This is a genomic window from Enterobacter sp. JS8-1 (assembly GCF_049187015.1).
GTDB classification, from domain to species: Bacteria; Pseudomonadota; Gammaproteobacteria; order Enterobacterales; family Enterobacteriaceae; genus Enterobacter; species Enterobacter mori.
In genome coordinates this window covers 866565-890887 of record NZ_CP185805.1, presented here as the reverse complement: position 1 = coordinate 890887, position 24323 = coordinate 866565, and the positions used below count along the sequence as shown (strand labels likewise).

Here is a 24323-nt window from a genome sequence, read left to right as displayed (position 1 = left end):
ATCCAGATTTTTAAAGAGCAAAACTTCGCAGTGCACCTTTTCAGGTTCACTCTGAAGTTTTCTTGTGTTCGCAGTAAAAGGATGGTGGAGCTATGCGGGATCGAACCGCAGACCTCCTGCGTGCAAGGCAGGCGCTCTCCCAGCTGAGCTATAACCCCATCGTATACACTAATCTCTGTACCGGTAATGCTTTCTGAGACAAGGCGTGGAATAACGAAGCATACTGAAGTATGCGAGTTGTTCCGCAACGCGGTATCAGGAAGCATTTGGTAGGCCTGAGTGGACTTGAACCACCGACCTCACCCTTATCAGGGGTGCGCTCTAACCACCTGAGCTACAAGCCTGCAGAGATTTTTACTGCTATTTTCATCAGACAATCTGTGTGGACACTACAAAGGCAGGTTCTTTAAGGTAAGGAGGTGATCCAACCGCAGGTTCCCCTACGGTTACCTTGTTACGACTTCACCCCAGTCATGAATCACAAAGTGGTAAGCGCCCTCCCGAAGGTTAAGCTACCTACTTCTTTTGCAACCCACTCCCATGGTGTGACGGGCGGTGTGTACAAGGCCCGGGAACGTATTCACCGTAGCATTCTGATCTACGATTACTAGCGATTCCGACTTCATGGAGTCGAGTTGCAGACTCCAATCCGGACTACGACGCACTTTATGAGGTCCGCTTGCTCTCGCGAGGTCGCTTCTCTTTGTATGCGCCATTGTAGCACGTGTGTAGCCCTACTCGTAAGGGCCATGATGACTTGACGTCATCCCCACCTTCCTCCAGTTTATCACTGGCAGTCTCCTTTGAGTTCCCGGCCGGACCGCTGGCAACAAAGGATAAGGGTTGCGCTCGTTGCGGGACTTAACCCAACATTTCACAACACGAGCTGACGACAGCCATGCAGCACCTGTCTCAGAGTTCCCGAAGGCACCAATCCATCTCTGGAAAGTTCTCTGGATGTCAAGAGTAGGTAAGGTTCTTCGCGTTGCATCGAATTAAACCACATGCTCCACCGCTTGTGCGGGCCCCCGTCAATTCATTTGAGTTTTAACCTTGCGGCCGTACTCCCCAGGCGGTCGACTTAACGCGTTAGCTCCGGAAGCCACGCCTCAAGGGCACAACCTCCAAGTCGACATCGTTTACGGCGTGGACTACCAGGGTATCTAATCCTGTTTGCTCCCCACGCTTTCGCACCTGAGCGTCAGTCTTTGTCCAGGGGGCCGCCTTCGCCACCGGTATTCCTCCAGATCTCTACGCATTTCACCGCTACACCTGGAATTCTACCCCCCTCTACAAGACTCTAGCCTGCCAGTTTCGAATGCAGTTCCCAGGTTGAGCCCGGGGATTTCACATCCGACTTGACAGACCGCCTGCGTGCGCTTTACGCCCAGTAATTCCGATTAACGCTTGCACCCTCCGTATTACCGCGGCTGCTGGCACGGAGTTAGCCGGTGCTTCTTCTGCGGGTAACGTCAATTGCTGAGGTTATTAACCTCAACACCTTCCTCCCCGCTGAAAGTACTTTACAACCCGAAGGCCTTCTTCATACACGCGGCATGGCTGCATCAGGCTTGCGCCCATTGTGCAATATTCCCCACTGCTGCCTCCCGTAGGAGTCTGGACCGTGTCTCAGTTCCAGTGTGGCTGGTCATCCTCTCAGACCAGCTAGGGATCGTCGCCTAGGTGAGCCGTTACCCCACCTACTAGCTAATCCCATCTGGGCACATCTGATGGCAAGAGGCCCGAAGGTCCCCCTCTTTGGTCTTGCGACATTATGCGGTATTAGCTACCGTTTCCAGTAGTTATCCCCCTCCATCAGGCAGTTTCCCAGACATTACTCACCCGTCCGCCGCTCGCCGGCAAAGTAGCAAGCTACTTTCCGCTGCCGCTCGACTTGCATGTGTTAGGCCTGCCGCCAGCGTTCAATCTGAGCCATGATCAAACTCTTCAATTTAAGTTTGATGCTCGTGAATTAAACTTCGTAATGAATTACGTATGTTCACTCAGAGACTTGGTATTCATTTATTGTCCGGAGACATTAAGAATCCATGTCACTTTGAGTGCCCACACAGATTGTCTGATAAATTGTTAAAGAGCAGTGCAACGCGGCTTTCGCTCACCGTTGCGAGGTGGCGTATATTACGCTTTCCTCTTTCAGAGTCAACCCGTTATTTCAGGATTTTTCTCTTCAACCGACCCGGCTGTTTGTGAAGTGATTCACATGTTCCGTGTCGATGGAGGCGCATTATAGGGAGCCGCCGAGGAATGACAAGCGGAAATATGCATTTTTATTTCGACCGCTCACCTTTTCACCAAAAAGGCTATTTTTGGTGCTTTTTAATCTCTTCAGGCAGGTCTGCCAGACTATTAATTACCCAATCTGCTGCATTCTCTGCTTCTGGCGTCACTGGCTTACCGGTGCGAACTAATATTTTGGTCCCAACCCCCGCAGCAGCAGCTGCCTGCATATCTTCCAGTTTATCGCCCACCATATAAGAGGCAGCCATATCAATGTGCAGAAATTCCTGCGCAGAGATGAACATCCCCGGATGCGGTTTACGGCAATCACAGGTCTGGCGATACTCTTCTACCGTTCCCTGCGGGTGATGCGGACAATAATAGATGCCGTCGAGATCCACACCGCGATCGGCCAGCGACCAGTCCATCCATTCCGTCAGCGTCTCGAACTGCGCTTCGGTGAATTTACCGCGTGCAATACCGGACTGGTTAGTCACAACCACCAGCGCATAACCCATCTCTTTCAGCTGGCGCATGGCATCTATTGCGCCCTCGATAAACTCGAACTCATCAATCTCATGGACGTAACCATGATCCACATTAATAGTGCCATCACGATCGAGAAAAATTGCGGGTACTGATTTTGCCACCGGTTTGCTCCTGAAAAAGGCATGTTCCGCTAGTATCTCATGAATCGCAGCGCAATAAAGTGCTCATCGCACAGAGTTGGATTGATTTAGACGTCTGGATGCCTTAACATCCGTTTTGTTTACGGTCATCACCCGTATCTGGCAGAACAAAATGCCACGGCTAACTTACATATGATAAAAATAATCTAATGATTAAACTTTCCAATATCACCAAAGTGTTCCAGCAGGGGAACCGAACCATTCAGGCGTTGAACAATGTCAGCCTGCATGTTCCTGCTGGTCAAATTTATGGCGTCATTGGCGCATCGGGTGCAGGTAAAAGTACGCTGATCCGTTGTGTTAACCTGCTTGAGCGTCCAACCCAGGGCAGCGTTGAAGTTGGCGGGCAAGAGCTTACCGCCCTCTCAGAGAAAGAACTCACTAAAGCACGCCGCCAGATTGGCATGATCTTCCAGCACTTCAACCTGCTGGCTTCCCGTACCGTTTTCGGTAACGTCGCATTACCGCTGGAGCTGGACAACACGCCTAAAGAAGAAGTGAAGCGTCGCGTCACCGAACTGCTCGACCTCGTGGGTCTGGGCGATAAACATGATAGCTACCCGGCGAACCTGTCCGGTGGGCAGAAACAGCGAGTGGCCATTGCCCGCGCGCTGGCAAGTAATCCTAAGGTGCTGCTGTGCGATGAAGCGACCAGCGCACTGGACCCGGCGACCACGCGTTCGATTCTGGAACTGCTGAAAGATATTAATCGTCGCCTGGGCCTGACGATCCTCCTTATTACGCACGAAATGGATGTGGTGAAACGCATCTGTGACTGCGTGGCGGTCATCAGTAACGGTGAACTGATCGAGCAGGACACGGTAAGTGAAGTGTTCTCGCATCCGAAAACTCCGCTGGCGCAGCAGTTTATTCAGTCCACGCTGCATCTGGATATTCCGGAAGATTATCTGGAACGTCTGAAAACAGAAGCAACGGCAGACAGCGTCCCAATGCTGCGTATGGAATTCACCGGTCAGTCCGTTGACGCTCCACTGCTTTCCGAAACTGCACGTCGCTTTAACGTGAACAACAACATCATTAGCGCGCAGATGGATTACGCCGGTGGCGTGAAGTTCGGCATCATGCTGACGGAAATGCACGGGACACAAGAAGAAACCCAGGCGGCGATTGCCTGGCTGCAAGAACACCATGTAAAAGTAGAGGTACTGGGTTATGTCTGAGCCGATGATGTGGCTGCTGGTTCGCGGCGTTTGGGAAACGCTGGCAATGACCTTCGTATCGGGATTCTTTGGTTTTGTGATTGGTCTGCCGGTCGGCGTCCTGCTGTACGTGACGCGTCCGGGTCAAATCATTGAGAACGCGAAGCTGTATCGCACCCTCTCTGCGCTGGTGAATATCTTCCGTTCCATCCCGTTCATTATTCTGCTGGTCTGGATGATTCCGTTTACCCGCGTGATCGTCGGAACATCTATCGGTCTGCAGGCGGCCATCGTTCCGCTAACCGTAGGTGCAGCGCCGTTTATCGCCCGTATGGTGGAAAACGCCCTGCTGGAGATCCCAACCGGTCTGATTGAAGCCTCCCGCGCAATGGGCGCAACACCGATGCAGATCGTACGCAAAGTGCTCCTGCCTGAAGCGTTGCCTGGCCTGGTGAACGCAGCGACCATTACGCTTATTACGCTGGTCGGCTATTCCGCGATGGGTGGCGCAGTGGGTGCTGGCGGTTTAGGCCAGATCGGCTATCAATATGGCTATATTGGTTATAACGCTACCGTAATGAATACCGTTCTGGTATTGCTGGTTGTGCTGGTTTACTTAATCCAATTCTCTGGCGATCGCATCGTCCGGGCTGTTACTCACAAATAACGTTACACACAACACAAACTCGACGAGTTAAGGATAAAACATGGCGTTCAAATTAAAGACCCTTGCAGCGGTAGGCGCGCTGATCGGCTCTCTGGCACTGGTGGGTTGCGGTCAGGATGAAAAAGATCCAAACCACATTAAAGTGGGCGTTATCGTGGGTGCTGAGCAGCAGGTTGCTGAAGTTGCGCAGAAAGTGGCGAAAGAAAAATATGGTCTGGACGTTGAGCTGGTAACCTTCAACGATTACGTGCTGCCGAACGAAGCGCTGAGCAAAGGCGATATTGACGCCAACGCCTTCCAGCACAAACCATACCTGGATCAGCAGATCAAAGATCGCGGCTACAAGCTCGTTGCGGCCGGTAACACCTTCGTTTACCCAATTGCCGGTTACTCGAAAAAAATCAAATCGCTTGATGAACTGCAGCCTGGCTCCCAGGTCGCGATCCCTAACGACCCAACAAACCTCGGTCGCTCCCTGCTGCTGCTGCAGAAAGTGGGCCTGATTAAACTGAAAGACGGCGTGGGCTTGCTGCCGACTGCACTGGACGTTATCGAGAATCCGAAAAATCTGAAACTGGTTGAGCTGGAAGCACCACAGTTGCCACGTTCACTTGACGATGCACAGATCGCACTGGCGGTGATCAACACCACTTACGCCAGCCAGATCGGCCTGACCCCTGCGAAAGACGGCATCTTCGTTGAAGATAAAGACTCCCCATACGTCAACCTGATCGTGACTCGCGAAGACAACAAAGACGCGGAAAACGTGAAGAAATTTGTTCAGGCTTATCAGTCTGACGAAGTTTACCAGGAAGCCAACAAGGTGTTTAACGGCGGTGCTGTTAAAGGCTGGTAATCTCCTCTCAGTGTAATATCATCAGGACGGGCTTATGCCCGTCTTGTCATTTATGCAGGCAACTGATTCAATATCCGTTGTTTTGATTATCCATTGAGGAACTATTATGCGTGCTTTACCGATCTGTCTCTTAGCACTCATGCTGAGCGGCTGTTCTATGCTAAGCAGATCTCCTGTTGAACCTGTTCAAAGCACAGCAACCCCGCCTAAAGCGGAGCCAGCAAAACCGAAAGCGCCTCGCCCTGCACCGGTACGCATTATCACTAAAGCCGACGATCTCGTGGGCAAGCCATTCCGTGAACTGGGTGAAGTGAGCGGCGAATCCTGCCAGGCAACTAATCAGGACTCTCCTCCAAACATTCCAACGGCCCGCAAGCGTATGCAGATTAACGCGTCCAAAATGAAAGCCAACGCGGTGCTGCTGCACAGCTGTGAAGTGACCAGCGGTACGCCAGGATGTTATCGTCAGGCTGTTTGTATCGGTTCTGCACTAAACATTACGGCGAAATGAGTGCATTTGAGTTTGAGCAAATAGGCGTTATCCACTCTCCTTATAAAGAGAAATTCGCCGTACCGCGCCAGCCCGGTCTGGTGACACGGGGCGGCGGCGAGCTTCATCTGATCGCGCCCTACAATCAGGCCGATGCGGTACGCGGGCTCGACGCCTTCAGCCACCTGTGGGTTGTCTTTGTGTTTCACCAGACCATGGAAGGTGGCTGGCGCCCAACGGTGCGCCCTCCCCGTCTGGGAGGAAATGCAAGAATGGGCGTTTTCGCCACCCGTTCGACCTTTCGCCCCAACCCCATCGGCATGTCGCTGGTTGAACTGAAAGGTATACGCTGTCAGAAGGATCAGGTGATCCTTGAGTTAGGCAGTCTTGACCTGGTGGATGGCACGCCGGTTATCGACATCAAGCCGTATTTGCCTTTCGCTGAAGCGCTACCGGACGCCCGGGCAAGTTATGCTCAGGACGCCCCACAGGCCGATATGCCGGTACACTTCACGCCTGAGCTCAGCGTCCAGATACATCAGCTCGAAAAGCGTTATCCCCATCTTCGGGACTTTATCGTTGAAGTACTGGCGCAGGACCCTCGTCCCGCCTACCGAAAAGAAGAGGAAGCCGGTAAAACCTATGCCGTCTGGCTACTGGATTTTAACGTGCGCTGGCGCGTTACCGGGGCAGGTTTTGAAGTGTTTGCCCTGGAACCCAGGTAATTTTAACCTCCTCTCTTTTGGCATCTTTGCCACACTGGTAAACTAAACCACTTTTTTTGTGTCAGGTTGGCCTTTAAGCCAGCCCTACTCGTCGAAACGGAACCGTAACAACATGCGTACTAGCCAATATCTGCTCTCCACTTTAAAGGAGACACCTGCCGACGCCGAAGTGATCAGCCATCAGCTGATGCTGCGCGCCGGGATGATCCGCAAGCTGGCCTCCGGGTTATACACCTGGCTGCCGACCGGCGTGCGCGTCCTGAAAAAAGTCGAAAACATCGTGCGTGAAGAGATGAACAACGCCGGTGCTATCGAGGTGTTAATGCCGGTCGTTCAGCCCTCTGAACTGTGGCAGGAGAGCGGTCGCTGGGAGCAATACGGTCCGGAACTGCTGCGTATTGCCGATCGCGGCGATCGTCCGTTTGTCCTCGGCCCAACGCATGAAGAAGTCATTACCGATCTGATCCGTAATGAGCTGAGCTCATACAAACAGTTGCCGCTGAACTTCTTCCAGATCCAGACCAAATTCCGTGACGAAGTGCGTCCACGCTTTGGCGTCATGCGCTCTCGCGAATTCCTGATGAAAGACGCCTACTCTTTCCATACTTCTCAGGAATCGCTGCAAGAGACTTACGACGCCATGTACGCTGCGTACAGCAAAATCTTCTCCCGCATGGGTCTGGATTTCCGTGCGGTGCAGGCTGATACGGGTTCTATTGGCGGTAGCGCATCCCATGAGTTCCAGGTACTGGCACAGAGTGGTGAAGACGATGTGATCTTCTCTGACTCCTCTGATTACGCGGCGAACATCGAGTTTGCTGAAGCACTGGCACCAAAAACGCCACGCGCTGCCGCCACCGAAGAGATGAAGCTGGTTGATACGCCAAACGCGAAAACCATTGCTGAGCTGGTTGAACAGTTCAACCTGCCGATTGAGAAAACGGTAAAAACCTTGCTGGTGAAATCCACCGAGGGTAGCGCATACCCGCTGGTTGCCCTGCTGGTCCGTGGCGATCACGAGCTGAACGAAGTGAAAGCCGAGAAGCTGCCGCAGGTTGCCAGCCCGCTGACCTTCGCCACGGAAGCGGAAATCCGCGCCGTTGTGAATGCGGGTCCAGGTTCACTGGGTCCAGTCAATCTGCCGGTTCCGGTTGTTATTGACCGCACGGTTGCCGCAATGAGCGACTTCTCTGCGGGTGCAAACATCGACGGTAAGCACTACTTCGGCATCAACTGGGATCGCGACGTGGCGACGCCAGAAGTGGCTGACATCCGTAACGTGGTCGCAGGCGATCCAAGCCCGGACGGCCAGGGTACGCTGATGATCAAGCGCGGTATCGAAGTGGGTCATATCTTCCAGCTGGGCGATAAATACTCCCGCGCGATGAACGCTGCCGTTCAGGGCGAAGATGGCCGTAACCAGGTTCTGACAATGGGCTGCTACGGTATCGGGGTGACGCGCGTAGTTGCTGCGGCTATCGAGCAAAACTACGACGAGCGCGGCATCGTCTGGCCTGACAACATCGCGCCGTTCCAGGTTGCGATTCTGCCAATGAACATGCATAAGTCTTACCGCGTGCAGGAACTGGCGGAAAAACTTTACGCTGAGCTGCGCGCCAAGGGCATCGACGTGCTGATGGATGACCGTAAAGAGCGTCCTGGCGTGATGTTTGCTGATATGGAACTGATCGGTATTCCGCACACCGTTGTCATCGGCGACCGTAACCTCGACAGCGACGAGATTGAATACAAATACCGTCGCAGCGGCGAGAAACAGATGATCAAGACTGGCGACATTCTTGATTACCTGGTGAAAGCCATTAAAGGTTAAGAAACAAAAAACCCCGCTCCGGCGGGGTTTATTAATGGCGCTACGTCAGCTTATTTACTGTCGCAGTTTTTACCTGCAACAAATTTCGCGTCTTTATCGGCCACCAGTGTTTTCACCATCTCACCGCTGTCCGGGTTCGGCTCCAGGGTAAAGTGACCATCCACCGTCAGCAGAACCGGCTTGCTGTCGTTGCCGCGCGCCACGGCGTAATCACGCTCCAGCTGAGCATTGTTTGCCACGCTGACTTTCTTACCGGTGACGCAATCGGTGAAGATTGCCGCATCTGCCATGTAGAAATACATTCCTCGCATCGCCATTGGCGTGGCAGGCAGTGCCGCTTTTACCGGAGCGAGCGTGTAGTTGAACTGAGATTCAATAGGATTGCCTTCACGGTCAAGCATCTCCATGCTGTCACCTTTAGGGCGGAACCAGGTTTTCTCCCCGGTCGTATCCATCAGGACCAGCTTCTCAGCCGTACGTGCCCAGGTGCCGTAAGACCCAAACGAAGAAGGCTCTTTCGCACCCTGATAGCGCTGGTTCATTACCCATGTGCCGTCTTTTTGCAGGAACAGGGATGTTTCGATGCCCTCGCAGTCCGCACAAGGCAATACGCCACGCCAGCTCTGCTGCATCGGCTTTAATTCTTCCGTTTGCGTAGGCTGTAATACCTGCGTTTCCGAACGGTTGTTACACCCAAAAAGCGCAAACAGCGTACTCACTGCCAGCGCTGACCATAATACTTTTTTCACAATGAATTCCTTATGAAAAGTGTGTTCCCTTTCGTCACTCTGTAGGGCGACGAACTTTACCGCGTAGTGCTTTCACTGTGGATTTCTGCGCCTTTGACGACAGCCGACGCTCTTTCGATGCACGTGTGGGCCGCGTTGCCCGGCGGCTTTTCTGCACTGTCGTTAATTCTTTAATCATCGCCACCAGCCTCGCAATCGCCGCTTCCCGGTTTAACTCCTGGCTGCGGTACTCCTGCGCTTTAATCACAATGACGCCATCGCTGGTGATCAGATGATGGCTGGCGGCAAGCAGACTTTCTTTATAATACTCTGGCAGGCTGGAGGCCCGAATGTCAAAGCGCAAATGGATAGCCGTTGAGGCCTTGTTAACGTGCTGACCGCCCGCGCCCTGCGCCCGGATGGCAGTGATCTCCAGCTCGTTATCCGGAAGGCTGACGTTTCGGGACAAAACAATCATGACGCCGGTTGCCACGCCGTCAAATGGATTTCCAGATTATTCTGAGAATCAGAAAGCCAGATCGCACCGTCCTGAATCGTCGCCTGCAGGACCATCGTTCGGCCAGCAAACTCGCTCAGTTGCGCCAGCTGCTCATCATCCAGATACCAGACGGTGAGATTTTTAAACTGTCCGCACTTGCTCTTGTTTTGCTGCCACCAGATCTCCGCAGCGCGTTGATTATACGCGAATAACGCCACGTCAGCGGACTGGGTGCACGCCTTTTTAATCCTGCGCTCATCCGGCAGGCCAAGCTCAATCCACAAATCGATACCGAGATGATCGTTGCGCAGCCAGGCTTCGGGTTCATCTTCCGCACTCAAACCACGCGTAAATTGCAAACGCTCGTCGGCGTATTTAATCCACGCCAGCAGGCGCAGCATCATGCGTTCCTGGGTTTCAGAGGGGTGACGCGCCAGCGTCAATGACGCATCAAGGAACTGGTTGCGGTCAAGATCCGCCACATTGACCACAGCTTTATAAATTGTCGCTTTCAGCGCCATCAGAGAACTCCTTTCGATTCAGGCGGACATTGTAGCGAAAACCGGAGCAAAACGCTGTTACGAGGTGATGAATAGTGCGCTATCAAGGCGCTGATATTGCTTAAATGAGTATGGTATAGTCACCTTGCTAAACCGAGTTTATCTTCGTAGGCTTAATGATATCTCACAGTAAGTCAGTGCGCTGGCGGGAGGGGATGTGAATAATTATTGTGAGTTAATTCGCAAACGGTATGCGGAAATCGCCAGCGGCGATCTGGGGTATGTCCCGGACGCGTTGGGCTGTGTATTGAAGGTGCTTAATGAAGTGGCCTCTGATGAGAGCCTTTCAGAGTCGGTCAGGGAAAAAGCAGCGTATGCTGCAGCGAATTTACTGGTGAGCGATTATGTCGATGAATGATACTTATCAACCCATCAATTGTGATGACTATGACAACCTCGAACTCGCCTGCCAGCATCATTTAATACTGACGCTGGAGCTAAAAGATGGCGAAGTGTTGAAGGCGAAAGCCAGCGATTTGGTTTCGCGTAAGAATGTGGAATATCTGATAGTGGAAGATGCCGGCGCGACGCGCGAGCTTCGTCTGGACAAAATTGCCAGCTTCAGCCACCCGGAAATCGGTACCGTTGTGGTAAGCGAATCCTGATGACACTCACGGGCAGCCCGGCTGCCCGTTACGCATTCCACTCAAACGAAACGCCCTTTTCTGTCCACCCTTCTTCAGTGATAAACACGCCCGCAGCGGCAATAAGCGTCTCACCATAAAACAGCAGCGGCGTGGTATCTCGCAGCCAGGGCGGCACATTGTTCTCCTGCCAGATTTTCTTCAGCTTTCGTCCGCCATTACGCCCGACGATATGCAGCAAACCACCGGCTTTAAAACGCACCGTAACGGGCTCATCCGCTTCAGGCAGACGCACGTGACCGGCATTCGTCAGGCATACGCTACCCGCGCCAGCGGGTAATGTCAGCGCTTCCACCACGCAGGGCCAATCGAGAACAACATCAGAAAGAGAAGAGCGAGATTTTACCCACCACAGTTTGCCCTGATAGCGCCTGACCTCGAAGCCGTTCAGGTAAACGCTCGGTGTGGCATCTTCTCGCGCCTGCGCCACTTCATCCCAAATTCTGCCGAGCATTGCTCGCGACGGCATGACGGCATGATGAGAGGCCAACCAGCGGCGTAAAACTGCAGCACGGCGTACCGCACTCATCGCTTCCAGCGGCGCAATTGCCAGCGCACCCTCAGAGGAAATCAGCTTGGCCAACTCATCACTCAGCAACTCATCCAGCAGGCTCTCCTGCTCGGCACAGAGCGTGGCGCTCCTGGCCGTCGCTGCAGCAAAGTGCTCCCAGCGTTCGGTCAGTAACGGTAAGACGCGCAGACGCAGGAAGTTACGATCGTAGCTGTCGTCCTGATTGCTTTCGTCCTCAATCCAGCTCAGCTGATATTCATGCGCCCAGGATTCAAGAGAAGCACGTGTTTCACCCAGCAGCGGGCGGATTAATTCGGTTCCGGCAAAACGCGCGCGCTCAGGCATGGCGGATAACCCCGCCGGACCACTGCCCCGCTTAAGCGCAAGTAAAAAAGTTTCGCACTGATCGTCAAGATGCTGCGCCGTAACGAGTGCTTCATCGGGCAGTAAGGCGCGAGCAAAAGCGGCATAGCGGGCCTTGCGCGCCTGCGCCTCAATGCCCAGCCCTTCCTCGTGGAGAATCACGCGTTCAACCCTTAACGGAATGCTCCACGCCTCACAGAGGGCTTCACAGTGCGCTCCCCATGCATCAGCATGAGGACTTAACCCGTGATGGATATGTATCGCCCGGAGCTGGACGTCAGACACCTGGTCACGCCAGAGCTTAAGGCGATGGAGCAAAACGGTGGAATCCAGCCCACCGCTAAACCCCACCAGCAGCTGGCGGTACGGTGAAACGGCTTGTGCGATAGCGGGTGAGGTCATAGGAAATTACACATAAAAAATGCCCGGACTAAGCGGGCATTATCACACATGACGGCGATTACTGCTGGTAAAGCTCCAGCGGCAGGCCATCGGGGTCGCTGAAAAAGGTAAAACGCTTGTCGGTGAACGGATCGACGCGTATCGCTTCGCACATCACGCCGTGCGATTCCAGATGCTTGACCGCGCTATTCAGGTCATCAACGCTAAAGGCCAGATGGCGCAGGCCGCAGGCTTCCGGACGGGAAGGACGCGCAGGCGGAAAAGGAAATGAGAACAGCTCAATCACATATTGCCCGTTTAACGCCAGATCGCCCTTCCAGGAGTCGCGCTCCTCGCGATAAGCCTCACTGAGCAGCGTAAAGCCAAGGATATCGCAATAGAAGGACTTACTTTTCGCGTAATCGGTCGCAATAATCGCAATATGATGAACAGCTTTTAAACCCAGCATATCTTCTCCTTTTTATGATGCCTGAACGTTACAACCGAAAACCCGCACCTTGCAAGCGGTCACCATTATTTTAGGACTCGCACCCAGTACACGCCCTGCTCATCGCGCTTCGCACCGTGGATATCGGTCTCAAAGCCCGGATAATGGCGTCCGACAGAGCAGAGCATCAACAAGAAATCGAGCACCGCCCGACTCTCTTCGGTGATCATCTCACCGGGCATTAAAAGCGGAACACCCGGCGGATAAGGCAGGATCATGTTGGCCGACACCCGCCCGACCAAATTTTCCAGCTCGATGGTTTCCACCTCGCCTTTCACCTGCCGCTGCCACGCTTTGTGTGGCGTGAGTTTCATTTCCGGTAGGACATCAAACGCCTGCAGCATCAGACGCGGCAGGTCGTGCTGGCGGATCAGTTTGTGGATCCCCTGAGCCAGATCCTGAATGCGCATATTACGATAGAAGTCAGGATCCTCCGCGTAGAGATCCGGCAGCATGTTCTTCACCCGCAGGTTGAGATCGTAGGCGCGCTTAAACTCCATCAGGCCGCGCAACAACCCCATCGCGCGGGTTTTGTCGATCCCAATGCTGAACAGGAACAGTAGGTTATACGGCCCGGTTTTCTCCACCACCACGCCGCGCTCGTCCAGGAACTTCGCCACCAGCGCGGCGGGGATCCCTTCATCACCCATAATGCCCTGCTCGTCCATGCCCGGCGTCAGGATCGTCACTTTGACCGGATCGAGGAACATATGGTCGGCATCGGCATCCCGGAAACCATGCCAGTCTTCGCCGGGCGAAACGGGCCAGCATTCTGCTTCATCAATCTCTTCCGGCTGCCAGATATCAAAGAACCAGCCGTCGGCTTCATCTTTCAGCCGCTGAACTTCTTTGCGGAAATGCAGCGCGCGCTCCACCGAGCGGTTGATCAGGCGTTTGCCCGGATTGCCGCGCAACATCGCCGCGGCCGTTTCAATCGAGGCCACCAGCGGATAGCTTGGCGAGGTAGTGGTGTGCATCATAAAGGCTTCGTTAAACGTATCTTCGTCGTACTCACCTTTGATGTGAATTAACGAAGCCTGCGAAAACGCAGCCAGCATTTTATGCGTCGACTGCGTTTCGAAGAACACTTTGCCCGGCACACGCTCGCCGCTCATACCGCTTTTACCGGCGTAAATCGGGTGGAAATTGGTGTACGGCACCCACGCTGAATCAAAGTGGATCGACGGCACATCCAGCGTCTGCTTGATCCAGTTGGTGTTGTACAGCAGGCCGTCGTAGGTGGAGTTAGTGATCACCGCGTGAACAGGCCAGCTCGCGCCGGGGATCGCCGCAACCTTACCTTCTATGGCGTCATGCGTAAACTCACGACGCGGGATGCCGCCAAGAATACCGAGCGCGTTGCGCGTGGGTGACAGCCAGAGCGGCACGACGTCGCTCATCATCAGCAGATGCGCCAGCGATTTATGACAGTTGCGGTCAATCAGCAAGGTACTGCCTGCAGGGGCAGCGTACATCCCGACGATTTTGTTCGAGGTCGAGGTGCCGTTGGTCACCATATAGCTCTGTTCAGCACCAAAGGTGCGGGCGATATACTCTTCGGCCTCCAGATGCGGGCCGGTGTGATCCAGCAGAGAGCCTAATTCGGTGACTGAAATCGACACGTCTGCTTTTAGCGTGTTGCCGCCAAAGAAATCATAGAACAGGCAGCCCACCGGGCTTTTTTGATAGGCCGTTCCCGCCATATGGCCTGGCGTACAGAAGGTATATTTGCCTTCCTTCACGTAGGTGAAAAGCGCGCGGGTAAACGGCGGCGTGATGTTATCGAGATATTCACCGGTATATTGCTGAATGCGGGTCGCAATATCATCCGCCACGCCGAGCGAATATTCGAAAAACCACAGCGCCATTCGCATATCATTGGCGCTGATGTCCATGGTTGAGTGGGTATTGATAAACGCGTACAGCGGGAGATATTCATTCAGCTTGTTGATATCGCTGCACAGTTCGAGGTCATATTCATCCCAGTCGAAGATCACGCCGCAGATACGCGGGTTATGCTCGATGAACTTCAGCAGGTCGGCGCTGTTGTGCGGCCAGATCAGCTGATACCCGCGCGACTGCAGGGCTTGCTCCAGCTCCTTAATCGGCTCATCTTTATAAAAGACGCCGTGTGGCCCCATAATGGCAATGATATTCATGGGCTTCCTCCTTAAAAAACATTAGCTAAGCATAGTCCGGCTAAACCGCAGGTATAAAAAAAGCCGCAACAGTGTGCGGCTTTTCAGATAATTGTGAAGCTTACGCGTAACCGTAGGTCATCAGACGCTGGTAGCGACGGTTGAGCAGATCGTCTTTGCTCAGCACGTCCAGATCCGCCAGGTCAGCCAGCAGCTGTGCTTTCAGGGAAGCGGCCATCACTTCTGGCTTACGATGCGCACCACCCAGCGGTTCCGGGATGATGGAGTCGATCAGCTTAAGCTCTTTCAGGCGCGGCGCAATGATGCCCATTGCTTCTGCAGCCAGCGGCGCTTTGTCGGCGCTTTTCCACAGAATGGACGCACAGCCTTCCGGGGAGATAACGGAATAGGTGCTGTACTGCAGCATATTCACTTTATCGCCCACGCCAATGGCCAGCGCACCACCGGAACCGCCTTCACCAATAACGGTACAGATGACCGGCACCTTCAGACGAGACATCTCGCGCAGGTTGCGCGCGATAGCTTCAGACTGACCGCGCTCTTCTGCGCCCACGCCAGGGTAAGCACCCGGGGTGTCGATGAAAGTGATGATAGGCATGTTGAACCGTTCAGCCATCTCCATCAGACGCAGGGCCTTACGGTAGCCTTCTGGTGCTGGCATCCCGAAGTTACGACGGATTTTCTCTTTGGTTTCACGACCTTTCTGATGACCAATGATCATCACCGGGCGTCCGTCCAGACGCGCGATACCGCCAACGATAGCTTTATCGTCAGCGTATGCGCGATCGCCTGCCAGTTCGTCAAATTCGTCAAACGCCAGGCGGACATAATCCAGGGTGTACGGACGCTGTGGATGGCGTGCCAGCTGGGCCACCTGCCATGCGCCGAGATCGGCAAAGATTTTGCGCGTCAGTTCTACGCTTTTCTCGCGCAGACGATGCACTTCTTCGTCGATGTTAATATCCAGTTTTTCATCCTGACGGCTTACCGCTGTCAGAGAATCGATTTTCGCTTCCAGCTCAGCAATCGGCTGTTCGAAATCAAGGAAATTCAGACTCATAGTATTCCTGTATTAGTCAAACTCCAGTTCCACCTGCTCCGAACCAATGAGGCCACGGAGATCGTTCAGTAAACGATCGCTCGGAGAGACACGCCACGTTGCACCAAAGCGCAACCGCGCACGTGCATCCGCCCTCTGATAGTAGAGATGTACTGGAATGGTCCCCGAGCGGTGGGGTTCCAGAGACTGACGGAGTCGGTTTAAAAGCTGGTCATCAATTTGCCTGTCCGTCAGCGAGATAGCAAGCCCGCGAGCATATTTTTCCCGGGCTTCGTCAATGTCCATCACTTCGCGGGCGGTCATTTTAAGCCCCCCACTGAAGTCATCAAAGCTGACCTGTCCGCTGACGATAAGTATGCGGTCTTTTTCCAGCAAGTGCTGGTATTTATCCAGCGCGTCGGTGAACAACATCACCTCCAGACGCCCGGAACGGTCATCCAACGTACAGATGCCGATACGATTGCCGCGCTTGGTGACCATAACCCTTGCAGCAATCACGAGCCCCGCAGCCGTGGTGATTTTACCACGATCTGTCGGATGCATGTCTTTTAGCCTGTGGCCGCCGACATAGCGCTCAATTTCTTTGATGTACTGGTTGATCGGGTGCCCCGTCAGGTACAAGCCTAACGTTTCACGCTCCCCATCCAGTACGACCTGTTCTGGCCACGGCTGGCAGTTGGAGTATGACTGTTCAATCTGCTCTGGCTCTTCCGCCAGCACGCCAAACATATCCGCCTGACCAATCGCTTCCGCTTTTGCATGCTGATCCGCCGCTTTCAGGGCGTCGCCGAGCGAGTTCATCAGCGCGGCGCGGTGCGGCCCTAGCCTGTCAAACGCGCCAGACATGATCAATTTTTCCAGCACGCGGCGGTTAAGTTTTTTGGTATCGGTACGGGCGCAAAGATCGAACAGCTCGCGGAAATACCCGCCGTTGTTACGCGCTTCGATGATCGCCTCGATCGGCCCTTCACCCACGCCTTTGATCGCGCCGATCCCATAAACGATCTCCCCGTCGTCGTTGACGTGGAAGTGATAGAGACCCGAGTTAATGTCCGGCGGCAGGATCTTGAGCCCCATGCGCCAGCACTCGTCCACCAGGCCAACCACCTTCTCGGTGTTGTCCATATCGGCCGTCATTACCGCCGCCATAAATTCAGCAGGATAGTGCGCTTTCAGCCACAGCGTTTGATACGACACCAAAGCATAGGCGGCGGAGTGGGATTTATTAAATCCGTACCCGGCGAATTTCTCCACCAGGTCAAAGATCTTAATCGCCAGTTCACCATCAACGCCGTTTTTTCTCGCGCCTTCTTCGAAAGTGCCTCGCTGCTTGGCCATCTCTTCCGGCTTTTTCTTACCCATTGCACGACGCAGCATGTCCGCGCCGCCGAGGGTATAGCCGGAAAGCACCTGGGCAATCTGCATCACCTGTTCCTGATACAGGATGATGCCGTAGGTTGGCTCAAGCACCGGCTTCAGGCTTTCGTGCTGCCACTGAACGTCCGGATAGGAAATCTCTTCGCGCCCGTGCTTACGGTCGATAAAGTTATCTACCATCCCCGACTGCAGCGGGCCCGGACGGAACAGGGCCACCAGTGCGATCATATCTTCGAAGCAGTCAGGCTGCAGACGCTTAATCAGATCTTTCATGCCGCGGGATTCAAGCTGGAAGACGGCGGTAGTCTCCGAGCGCTGCAGCATGTCGAAACTTTTTTTGTCATCCAGCGGGATGGCAGCGATGTCTATTGGCTCAAGGCCCTGCTTTTCCCGGCGCGGGTTGATCATCTTCAGCGCCCAGTCGATGATCGTCAACGTACGTAGGCCAAGGAAGTCGAACTTCACCAGCCCGGCGTATTCTACGTCGTTCTTATCGAACTGGGTAACCGGGTGCTGGCCCGCTTCATCGCAGTATAGCGGTGCGAAGTCGGTGATTTTGGTCGGAGCGATAACCACGCCCCCCGCATGCTTACCGGCGTTACGCGTGACGCCTTCCAGCTTGCGCGCCATGTCGATCAACGCTTTAACTTCTTCGTCGGCTTCGTAGATTTCCGGCAGCTGAGGTTCGGCTTCAAACGCTTTTGCCAGCGTCATGCCCGGATCGGGCGGCACCAGCTTAGAAATACGATCGACAAACCCGTACGGGTGGCCCAGCACGCGGCCGACGTCACGGATGACCGCTTTCGCCGCCATCGTACCGAACGTAATAATCTGAGATACCGCATCACGGCCGTACATATCGGCGACGTGCTCGATCACCTGGTCGCGTTTCTCCATGCAGAAGTCGACGTCAAAGTCGGGCATGGAAACACGTTCCGGGTTAAGGAAACGTTCGAACAGCAGGTCAAACTCCAGCGGGTCGAGATCGGTAATTTTAAGCGCATAGGCCACAAGCGATCCTGCTCCGGAGCCACGCCCCGGTCCGACCGGCACGCCGTTATCTTTCGACCACTGGATAAACTCCATAACGATCAGGAAGTAGCCGGGGAAGCCCATCTGGTTGATCACCTGGAGTTCAATATCCAGACGCTCATCGTACGGTGGGCGTTTCTCTTTGCGAACGGCTTCATCCGGGAACAGGAACTCCAGACGCTCTTCCAGGCCTTCCTTCGATTTTACGACCAGGAAATCTTCCGTGGTCATGTCACCCGTCGGGAACTGCGGCAGGAAGTACTCGCCGAGACGCACGGTGACGTTACAGCGTTTTGCTATTTCAACACTGTTTTCCAGCGCTTCCGGGATGTCCGAGAAGAGCTCACACATCTCCTCTTCGTTGCGCATATACTGCTGAGAGGAGTAGTTACGCGGGCGTTTAGGATCGTCGAGGGTGAAGCCGTCATGGATCGCCACACGAATTTCATGTGCGTCAAAATCGCCCGCTTCGAGGAAACGGACATCGTTGGTGGCCACCACAGGCAGACCGCGCTCTTCGGCGAGTGCCACGGCGGCATGCAGATAACTCTCTTCGTCCGCACGCCCGGTGCGGATCAGCTCAAGATAGTAGCGATCCGGGAAATACTCTTCGTAGAACGAGACGCACTGATCCACCAGCGCACTGTTGCCACGCAGCAGACACTTGCCGACATCGCCCATGCGACCGCCGGAAATCAGCAGCAGGCCTTCGTTCAGCTCTGCCAGCCAGTCGCGGTCGATCCACGGGCCCATCGCACCATATCCACGCTGATAGGCTTTAGAGATAAGCAGGGTAAGGTTCTGATAACCGGTGTTGTTCATCGCCAACACGGAGATCTGCGTCATTTCATCGCCGAGCACCTCGCTCTGGACATGAAAATCCGCGCCGACAATTGGCTTTAACCCGGCACCATGCGCGGTTCCGTAGAACTTCACCAGGCCACACAGGTTGGTAAAATCGGTGATCGCCAGCGCAGGCATGCCAAGCGCGGCCGCCTTTTTTACCAGCGGTCCGGTCTTTGCCAGCCCATCGATCATGGAGTAGTCGCTATGCACCCGCAGGTGTACGAAACGTGGTTCAGCCATCTTCAGATTCCGCGTTACTTAATGACTTGCGTATTGATTCAGGACACCCGTCCCAGCGCGCGCTTCACCGGGCCAAAGCTGCGACGGTGGTGTTCGGTTGCGCCATGTTCAGCCAGCCTTTCCAGATGGAAAGGTGTGGGATACCCCTTATGCTGGGCGAAACCATACTGAGGGTAAGTGAGGTCCAGCGCGGCCATTTCGGCGTCGCGCGTCACTTTGGCAATAATAGAAGCTGCGCTAATTTCTGCGACCCGGCTATCGCCTTTGACGACCGCCATTGAAGGCATAGGCAATGCCGGACAGCGGTTGCCGTCAATCAGGACATATTCAGGAGAAATTTTCAAACCCGCTACCGCACGCTGCATCGCCAGCATCGTAGCATGCAAAATATTCAGCTCGTCTATTTCGTGCGGTTCAGCGCGCCCCAGGCTCCAGGCCAGCGCCTTCTCCTGAATCTCACTAAACAACGCCAGCCGGCGCTTTTCAGACAATTTTTTAGAGTCGTTCAGCCCGATAATGGGACGAGCCGGATCGAGGATCACCGCCGCGGTGACCACTGCGCCTACCAACGGGCCGCGTCCTACTTCGTCCACGCCCGCCACAAGATGGGTGTGAGGATAAACAAATTCCATCATTTTGCTAGCTCCAGCACCGCATCAGCCGCTTGCTCATCAGCATTACAGCGGATCAGTTGATGCAGTTCACGGAAGGTATCGTGCATCTGGTGGCTGGTCTTGCCGTTTGCCAGCAGCGGCAGCAGTGCATCCGCGAGCGCCTGCGGCTGGCACTCATCCTGCAACAGCTCTTTCACCAGCTCGCGCCCGGCAAGCAGGTTTGGCAGGGAGACATAATCCGTTTTCACCAGACGTTTTGCCAGCCAGAAGGTGAACGGCTTCATGCGATAACCGACCACCATCGGGCATTTCGCCAGCATACACTCCAGCGCCGCCGTGCCGGAGGCCAGCAGCGCGGCATCGCTCGCATACATCGCTTCCCGCCCTTTCCCGTCCAGCAGACGGACGTGGAGATCCGGGGCGACTTCCGCTTTGATACGCTCAAACTGCTCGCGGCGTTTGGCATTCACCAGCGGCACGACCACTTCAAGGTCGGGATAGGTCTGGCGAAGAATTTGCGCTGTTTTGAGGAAATCGGCGCTCAGCATTTCAACTTCAGCACCGCGGCTGCCCGGCAGCAGCGCCAGACAGTGAACGTCATGGGGAATACCCAGTGCGTCGCGCGCCGCGTTTTTATCCGGATCCAATGGCATCGCATCCGCCATGGTATGACCGATAAAACGGCACGGAACATTAAATCTGTCGTAAAACGCTTTTTCGAAAGGCAGGAAAGCCAGCACCAGATCGGTGGATCTCCCGATTTTGAAAACGCGTTTCTGTCGCCACGCCCAGACGGACGGACTGACGTAATGAATGGTTTTGATCCCCTGCTTTTTCAAATTCCCTTCGAGGGTAATGTTGAAATCAGGCGCATCGATACCGACAAACACATCAGGTTTGAGGTCGGTAAAACGGCGGGTGAGATCGGCACGAATATGAAGTAAGCGACGCAGACGCCCCAGCACCTCAACGATGCCCATCACGGCCAGCTCTTCCATCTCATACCAGGCTTCGCAACCTTCAGCCTGCATCAGCGGGCCAGCAACACCCACAAAGCGAGCATTAGGTACGCGAGCTTTTAGCGCGCGGATGAGACCAGCACCAAGAATATCGCCGGAGGTTTCTCCGGCGACCAGGGCTATCGTAAGCGGACGACTGTCGACCATTAACGAATCAGACCCCTTGTTGAACGGTCAAAGAACTCCATGAACGCGTTCACTTCAGGGTGTTTGTTCGCCAGCTCGGCAATTTCCGGCTTCGCCTCTTCCAGCGTTTTCCCGCTACGGTACAGCAGTTTGTACGCGTTGCGGATGGCTGTAATCGCTTCGCGGCTAAAGCCACGGCGCTTGAGGCCTTCGATGTTCACGCCAAATGGCGTGGCATGGTTACCCTGCGCAATAACGTAAGGTGGAACGTCTTGCGCCACACCTGAGCAGCCGCCGACCATCACGTGTGCACCAATGATGCAGAACTGATGAACTGCGGTCATGCCACCGATAATTGCGAAATCATCTACCGATACGTGCCCCGCCAGCGTTGCGTTGTTGGCGAGGATACAGCGGTCACCCACGGTACAGTCATGCGCGATATGCGCATTAACCATAAACAGGTTGTCGCTGCCTACCTTCGTCAACCCACCGCCCTGTACTGTTCCACGATGAATGGTGACGCTTTCACGAATACGGTTACGATCGCCAATTTCCAGACGGGTGGCTTCGCCAGCATATTTCAGATCCTGGTTAACTTCACCGATGGAAGCGAACTGATAAATCTCGTTATTACAGCCAATGGTCGTGTGACCATTCACCACAACGTGAGATTTCAGTACTGTACCCTCACCAATTTCGACATGGGGTCCAACAATACAGAACGGGCCAACGTGGACGTTAGCACCAATGATGGCACCAGTTTCCACGATGGCAGTAGGATGAATAAAGGCAGATTTATCAATCACGTATCAGGACTCCCGGCTACGAGCACACATCATCGTCGCTTCGCAAACAACTTTGCCGTCAACCAGAGCTACGCCTTTGAAGCGAGTCAGGCCGCGACGCGTTTTTTCAAAAGTGACTTCCATGATCATCTGATCACCAGGCACAACTGGACGCTTAAAGCGCGCCTCATCGATACCTGCGAAGTAATAGAGTTCACCCGGCTCCAGTTTACCTACGCTTTTAAACGCCAGAATACCGGTTGCCTGTGCCATTGCTTCCAGGATCAACACACCCGGGAAGATCGGCTTACCAGGGAAGTGTCCCTGGAAGAAAGGCTCGTTAACGGAGACATTTTTCACTGCGCGCAGAAAACGACCTTCTTCAAAATCCAGCACACGGTCTACCAGCAAAAACGGGTAGCGGTGCGGCAGAAGTTCTAAAATCTCTTCAATATGCAGAGTATGAGTGTCAGTAGTCAAAATACTCTTCCTGTCAAATGTACTAAGTAGCAATAATAACACGGCCTGCCGGTTTATAAAAAAGCCGACAGGCCGGGAAAATTAGCGTTAAACGGATGAACGCTTAGTCTTGTTGATCGATTTTGCGCTCAATCGCTTTGAGACGCTTGCTCATATCATCAATATTCATCACCAGAGCAGCTGTTTTACGCCAGACCTTGTTCGGTTGCAGCGGAATGCCTGAGGAATAGACGCCAGGTTCAGTGATAGGACGCATCACCATGCCCATACCTGTCACCGTCACTTTGTCGCATATTTCCATATGGCCGTTGATCACGCTGGCACCGCCAATCATGCAGTAACGGCCAATTTTGAGGCTGCCTGCCATGATCACGCCGCCCGCAACTGCGGTATTGTCGCCAATCACAACGTTATGTGCAATCTGGCACTGGTTATCAATGATAACACCATTGCCAATAATGGTGTCGTCAAGCGCACCGCGGTCAATAGTGGTACAGGCACCGATCTCAACACGATCGCCGATAATCACGCGACCCAACTGTGGGATCTTAACCCAGTTACCCCGATCGTTGGCGTAACCGAAACCGTCAGAGCCAATCACCGTGCTGGATTGAATGAGGCAATTTTCGCCAATCTCAACCTCATGGTAGACAGATACATTGGCCCACAAGCGGGACCCTGCACCTATCTTCGTATTTTTACCAACAAAGCAACCTGGACCAATCACCACGTTGTCACCCAGCACAACGCCGGATTCAATGACAGCGTTTGGGCCAACTGCAACGTTGTTACCCAGCTGAGCCGTCGGATCAATTGAGGCACTAGCCGCAATGTTCTGCGCCGGCTGCGGCGTGGTATCAAGAATTTGGGCCATGCGTGCATACGTCAGGTAGGGATTTGTCACTACCAGAGCAGCGCCTGTGGCAAACGGAAGATCGTCCTGCGTCAGAACAACGGCAGACGCCTGGCATTGAGCCAGGTGTTCACGGTACTTAGGACTTACCATGAAAGTGATGTTGCCAGCTTTAGCAGATTGCATGGACGCAACAGCGGTGATGACGATATCGCCATCACCGTGTAATTCTGCATCCAACTGCTGAGCTAAATCAGCCAGTCGAATTGAAGGCATTACTTATTTAACCTGTTTCAGAACATCAGCGGTGATGTCTTTAACATCGCTGCTGTTGAAAGCAACGGCATTCGCATCAACAACCAGATCGATGCTCTGATCGGCAGCAACAGCTTTAACTGCAGACTGAATGCGAGTAACCAGTTTACCGCGCTCTTCGTTAGAACGACGCTGACGATCCTGCTCGAAAGCCTGCGCTTTCTGGGAGAAAGTCTGGCGCTGAGCCATTACGTCTTTTTCCAGCTTGCTGCGATCGCTTGCTTTCATGGTAGAACCATCGCGCTGCAGACGCTGCATTTTAGTCTGGAGGTCGCCTTCCATACGTTGCAGTTCGCTAGCACGGCCTTTGAATTCGTTTTCCAGCGTCGCAGAAACGCCCGTTTTCTGTGCAACTTGCTGGAACAAATTACCCATGTTGACGATTGCGATTTTGTCCGCTGCCTGAGCAGAAGTTGCCATCGCTAAACCGAGACCTGCAGCTAATAACCACTTTTTCACAATTAACTCCTTACCATCCCATTGGCACCTGAAGGTACCGTTCTTTGCGTGGCAAGGCGATCGTGTTACCGATCGCCAGTTGTCAGCGCTACACTGCCAACGCAT

At 54.0% G+C, this 24323-nt stretch carries 23 protein-coding genes, 2 tRNA genes and 1 rRNA gene; 8 read left to right on the top strand and 18 right to left on the bottom strand.

Features of this window, described 5'->3' with window-relative positions:
- Positions 1 to 82: 82 nt before the first annotated feature.
- The 4 genes from ACOQH0_RS04230 to gmhB form a co-directional block, all read right to left on the bottom strand.
- Positions 83 to 158 (bottom strand) — tRNA-Ala (locus ACOQH0_RS04230).
- A 109-nt stretch (positions 159 to 267) separates the two neighbouring features.
- Positions 268 to 344, bottom strand: a tRNA-Ile gene (locus ACOQH0_RS04225).
- A gap of 68 nt (positions 345 to 412) precedes the next feature.
- A 16S ribosomal RNA gene (locus ACOQH0_RS04220) occupies positions 413 to 1954 on the bottom strand.
- Between the two features lie 367 nt (positions 1955 to 2321).
- Positions 2322 to 2888 carry a D-glycero-beta-D-manno-heptose 1,7-bisphosphate 7-phosphatase gene (gene gmhB, locus ACOQH0_RS04215; RefSeq protein WP_218308585.1) on the bottom strand — a complete coding sequence of 189 codons (567 nt, stop codon included), beginning with the start codon at positions 2886 to 2888 and terminating at the stop codon, positions 2322 to 2324.
- Positions 2889 to 3076: 188 nt separating this feature from the next.
- On the opposite strand from gmhB, the gene metN reads away from it, so the two are divergent.
- The 6 genes from metN to proS all read left to right on the top strand — a co-directional run bounded on the left by metN (position 3077) and on the right by proS (position 8656).
- A complete protein-coding gene (metN, locus tag ACOQH0_RS04210) occupies positions 3077 to 4108 on the top strand; it encodes a methionine ABC transporter ATP-binding protein MetN (RefSeq protein ID WP_028015600.1) in 1032 nt (343 codons plus the stop codon).
- A complete protein-coding gene (locus ACOQH0_RS04205) occupies positions 4101 to 4754 on the top strand; it encodes a methionine ABC transporter permease MetI (protein ID WP_003856130.1) in 654 nt (217 codons plus the stop codon). The genes metN and ACOQH0_RS04205 overlap by 8 nt, the downstream gene beginning before the upstream one ends.
- Positions 4755 to 4794: 40 nt before the next feature.
- Positions 4795 to 5610 carry a methionine ABC transporter substrate-binding lipoprotein MetQ gene (gene metQ, locus ACOQH0_RS04200; protein WP_010426661.1) on the top strand — a complete coding sequence of 272 codons (816 nt, stop codon included), beginning with the start codon at positions 4795 to 4797 and terminating at the stop codon, positions 5608 to 5610.
- Between the two features lie 106 nt (positions 5611 to 5716).
- Positions 5717 to 6121: an Rcs stress response system protein RcsF gene (gene rcsF / locus ACOQH0_RS04195; RefSeq protein ID WP_010426664.1), complete on the top strand. Its 405-nt coding sequence runs from the start codon at positions 5717 to 5719 to the stop codon at positions 6119 to 6121.
- Complete coding sequence (gene tsaA, locus ACOQH0_RS04190; RefSeq protein WP_421511609.1) at positions 6118 to 6825, top strand: tRNA (N6-threonylcarbamoyladenosine(37)-N6)-methyltransferase TrmO; 708 nt, start codon at positions 6118 to 6120, stop codon at positions 6823 to 6825. Before rcsF ends, tsaA begins: the two co-directional genes overlap by 4 nt.
- Before the next feature lie 112 nt (positions 6826 to 6937).
- Positions 6938 to 8656 (top strand): proline--tRNA ligase, encoded by a 1719-nt coding sequence (gene proS, locus ACOQH0_RS04185; RefSeq protein ID WP_010426668.1) that lies wholly within the window; start codon positions 6938 to 6940, stop codon positions 8654 to 8656.
- Positions 8657 to 8706: 50 nt separating this feature from the next.
- Here the strand turns inward: proS and nlpE are convergent, their stop codons facing one another.
- The 3 genes from nlpE to ACOQH0_RS04170 are packed head-to-tail and all read right to left on the bottom strand — an operon-like array spanning position 8707 to position 10404.
- Positions 8707 to 9405: an envelope stress response activation lipoprotein NlpE gene (gene nlpE, locus ACOQH0_RS04180; RefSeq protein ID WP_421511608.1), complete on the bottom strand. Its 699-nt coding sequence runs from the start codon at positions 9403 to 9405 to the stop codon at positions 8707 to 8709.
- 34 nt (positions 9406 to 9439) lie between these two features.
- Positions 9440 to 9862: an alternative ribosome rescue aminoacyl-tRNA hydrolase ArfB gene (arfB, locus tag ACOQH0_RS04175; RefSeq protein WP_421511607.1), complete on the bottom strand. Its 423-nt coding sequence runs from the start codon at positions 9860 to 9862 to the stop codon at positions 9440 to 9442.
- Positions 9859 to 10404, bottom strand: a complete 546-nt coding sequence (locus ACOQH0_RS04170; RefSeq protein ID WP_010426674.1) for a YaeQ family protein — start codon at positions 10402 to 10404, stop codon at positions 9859 to 9861. Before ACOQH0_RS04170 ends, arfB begins: the two co-directional genes overlap by 4 nt.
- Positions 10405 to 10600: 196 nt before the next feature.
- Between ACOQH0_RS04170 and ACOQH0_RS04165 the strand changes: the two genes are divergently transcribed.
- Both ACOQH0_RS04165 and rof read left to right on the top strand, forming a co-directional pair.
- The gene (locus ACOQH0_RS04165; protein ID WP_008501889.1) at positions 10601 to 10801 is read left to right on the top strand and encodes a YaeP family protein; all 201 of its coding nucleotides are present in this window, start codon (positions 10601 to 10603) and stop codon (positions 10799 to 10801) included.
- A complete protein-coding gene (rof, locus tag ACOQH0_RS04160; protein WP_010426685.1) occupies positions 10788 to 11048 on the top strand; it encodes a Rho-binding antiterminator in 261 nt (86 codons plus the stop codon). Before ACOQH0_RS04165 ends, rof begins: the two co-directional genes overlap by 14 nt.
- Positions 11049 to 11076: 28 nt before the next feature.
- Here the strand turns inward: rof and tilS are convergent, their stop codons facing one another.
- The 11 genes from tilS to skp form a co-directional block, all read right to left on the bottom strand.
- Positions 11077 to 12363 (bottom strand): tRNA lysidine(34) synthetase TilS, encoded by a 1287-nt coding sequence (gene tilS / locus ACOQH0_RS04155; protein ID WP_421511606.1) that lies wholly within the window; start codon positions 12361 to 12363, stop codon positions 11077 to 11079.
- A gap of 58 nt (positions 12364 to 12421) precedes the next feature.
- Positions 12422 to 12811 carry a VOC family protein gene (locus tag ACOQH0_RS04150; RefSeq protein WP_010426691.1) on the bottom strand — a complete coding sequence of 130 codons (390 nt, stop codon included), beginning with the start codon at positions 12809 to 12811 and terminating at the stop codon, positions 12422 to 12424.
- Between the two features lie 65 nt (positions 12812 to 12876).
- Positions 12877 to 15009, bottom strand: coding sequence for a lysine decarboxylase LdcC (locus ACOQH0_RS04145; RefSeq protein ID WP_421511605.1), 2133 nt, complete (start codon positions 15007 to 15009; stop codon positions 12877 to 12879).
- 100 nt (positions 15010 to 15109) lie between these two features.
- Positions 15110 to 16069, bottom strand: a complete 960-nt coding sequence (accA, locus tag ACOQH0_RS04140; protein WP_023310466.1) for an acetyl-CoA carboxylase carboxyl transferase subunit alpha — start codon at positions 16067 to 16069, stop codon at positions 15110 to 15112.
- Between the two features lie 12 nt (positions 16070 to 16081).
- Positions 16082 to 19564 carry a DNA polymerase III subunit alpha gene (gene dnaE, locus ACOQH0_RS04135; RefSeq protein WP_421511604.1) on the bottom strand — a complete coding sequence of 1161 codons (3483 nt, stop codon included), beginning with the start codon at positions 19562 to 19564 and terminating at the stop codon, positions 16082 to 16084.
- Positions 19565 to 19602: 38 nt separating this feature from the next.
- Entirely contained in the window at positions 19603 to 20199 is a 597-nt protein-coding gene (rnhB, locus tag ACOQH0_RS04130) for a ribonuclease HII (protein ID WP_010426699.1), read from the bottom strand.
- The gene (gene lpxB, locus ACOQH0_RS04125; protein WP_421511603.1) at positions 20196 to 21344 is read right to left on the bottom strand and encodes a lipid-A-disaccharide synthase; all 1149 of its coding nucleotides are present in this window, start codon (positions 21342 to 21344) and stop codon (positions 20196 to 20198) included. The genes rnhB and lpxB overlap by 4 nt, the downstream gene beginning before the upstream one ends.
- Positions 21344 to 22132, bottom strand: a complete 789-nt coding sequence (gene lpxA / locus ACOQH0_RS04120; RefSeq protein ID WP_010426704.1) for an acyl-ACP--UDP-N-acetylglucosamine O-acyltransferase — start codon at positions 22130 to 22132, stop codon at positions 21344 to 21346. Before lpxA ends, lpxB begins: the two co-directional genes overlap by 1 nt.
- Before the next feature lie 3 nt (positions 22133 to 22135).
- On the bottom strand, positions 22136 to 22591 hold the full coding sequence (gene fabZ, locus ACOQH0_RS04115; protein ID WP_010426706.1) for a 3-hydroxyacyl-ACP dehydratase FabZ: 456 nt from the start codon (positions 22589 to 22591) through the stop codon (positions 22136 to 22138).
- A gap of 103 nt (positions 22592 to 22694) precedes the next feature.
- Positions 22695 to 23720: a UDP-3-O-(3-hydroxymyristoyl)glucosamine N-acyltransferase gene (lpxD, locus tag ACOQH0_RS04110; protein ID WP_421511601.1), complete on the bottom strand. Its 1026-nt coding sequence runs from the start codon at positions 23718 to 23720 to the stop codon at positions 22695 to 22697.
- 3 nt (positions 23721 to 23723) lie between these two features.
- Positions 23724 to 24218, bottom strand: coding sequence for a molecular chaperone Skp (gene skp / locus ACOQH0_RS04105; RefSeq protein ID WP_010426710.1), 495 nt, complete (start codon positions 24216 to 24218; stop codon positions 23724 to 23726).
- Between the last annotated feature and the right edge of the window lie 105 nt (positions 24219 to 24323).

What these genes read in the sequence shown, in the direction of transcription:
- arfB (WP_421511607.1), bottom strand. Translation starts at nt 9,862, where the DNA reads ATGATTGTTTTGTCCCGAAACGTCAGCCTTCCGGATAACGAGCTGGAG.
- tsaA (WP_421511609.1), top strand. Translation starts at nt 6,118, where the DNA reads ATGAGTGCATTTGAGTTTGAGCAAATAGGCGTTATCCACTCTCCTTAT.
- lpxB (WP_421511603.1), bottom strand. Translation starts at nt 21,344, where the DNA reads ATGGTCGACAGTCGTCCGCTTACGATAGCCCTGGTCGCCGGAGAAACC.
- proS (WP_010426668.1), top strand. Translation starts at nt 6,938, where the DNA reads ATGCGTACTAGCCAATATCTGCTCTCCACTTTAAAGGAGACACCTGCC.
- metQ (WP_010426661.1), top strand. Translation starts at nt 4,795, where the DNA reads ATGGCGTTCAAATTAAAGACCCTTGCAGCGGTAGGCGCGCTGATCGGC.
- ACOQH0_RS04170 (WP_010426674.1), bottom strand. Translation starts at nt 10,404, where the DNA reads ATGGCGCTGAAAGCGACAATTTATAAAGCTGTGGTCAATGTGGCGGAT.
- lpxD (WP_421511601.1), bottom strand. Translation starts at nt 23,720, where the DNA reads ATGCCTTCAATTCGACTGGCTGATTTAGCTCAGCAGTTGGATGCAGAA.
- accA (WP_023310466.1), bottom strand. Translation starts at nt 16,069, where the DNA reads ATGAGTCTGAATTTCCTTGATTTCGAACAGCCGATTGCTGAGCTGGAA.
- dnaE (WP_421511604.1), bottom strand. Translation starts at nt 19,564, where the DNA reads ATGGCTGAACCACGTTTCGTACACCTGCGGGTGCATAGCGACTACTCC.
- metN (WP_028015600.1), top strand. Translation starts at nt 3,077, where the DNA reads ATGATTAAACTTTCCAATATCACCAAAGTGTTCCAGCAGGGGAACCGA.
- tilS (WP_421511606.1), bottom strand. Translation starts at nt 12,363, where the DNA reads ATGACCTCACCCGCTATCGCACAAGCCGTTTCACCGTACCGCCAGCTG.
- ACOQH0_RS04150 (WP_010426691.1), bottom strand. Translation starts at nt 12,811, where the DNA reads ATGCTGGGTTTAAAAGCTGTTCATCATATTGCGATTATTGCGACCGAT.
- rnhB (WP_010426699.1), bottom strand. Translation starts at nt 20,199, where the DNA reads ATGATGGAATTTGTTTATCCTCACACCCATCTTGTGGCGGGCGTGGAC.
- rof (WP_010426685.1), top strand. Translation starts at nt 10,788, where the DNA reads ATGTCGATGAATGATACTTATCAACCCATCAATTGTGATGACTATGAC.
- ACOQH0_RS04205 (WP_003856130.1), top strand. Translation starts at nt 4,101, where the DNA reads ATGTCTGAGCCGATGATGTGGCTGCTGGTTCGCGGCGTTTGGGAAACG.
- ACOQH0_RS04145 (WP_421511605.1), bottom strand. Translation starts at nt 15,009, where the DNA reads ATGAATATCATTGCCATTATGGGGCCACACGGCGTCTTTTATAAAGAT.
- rcsF (WP_010426664.1), top strand. Translation starts at nt 5,717, where the DNA reads ATGCGTGCTTTACCGATCTGTCTCTTAGCACTCATGCTGAGCGGCTGT.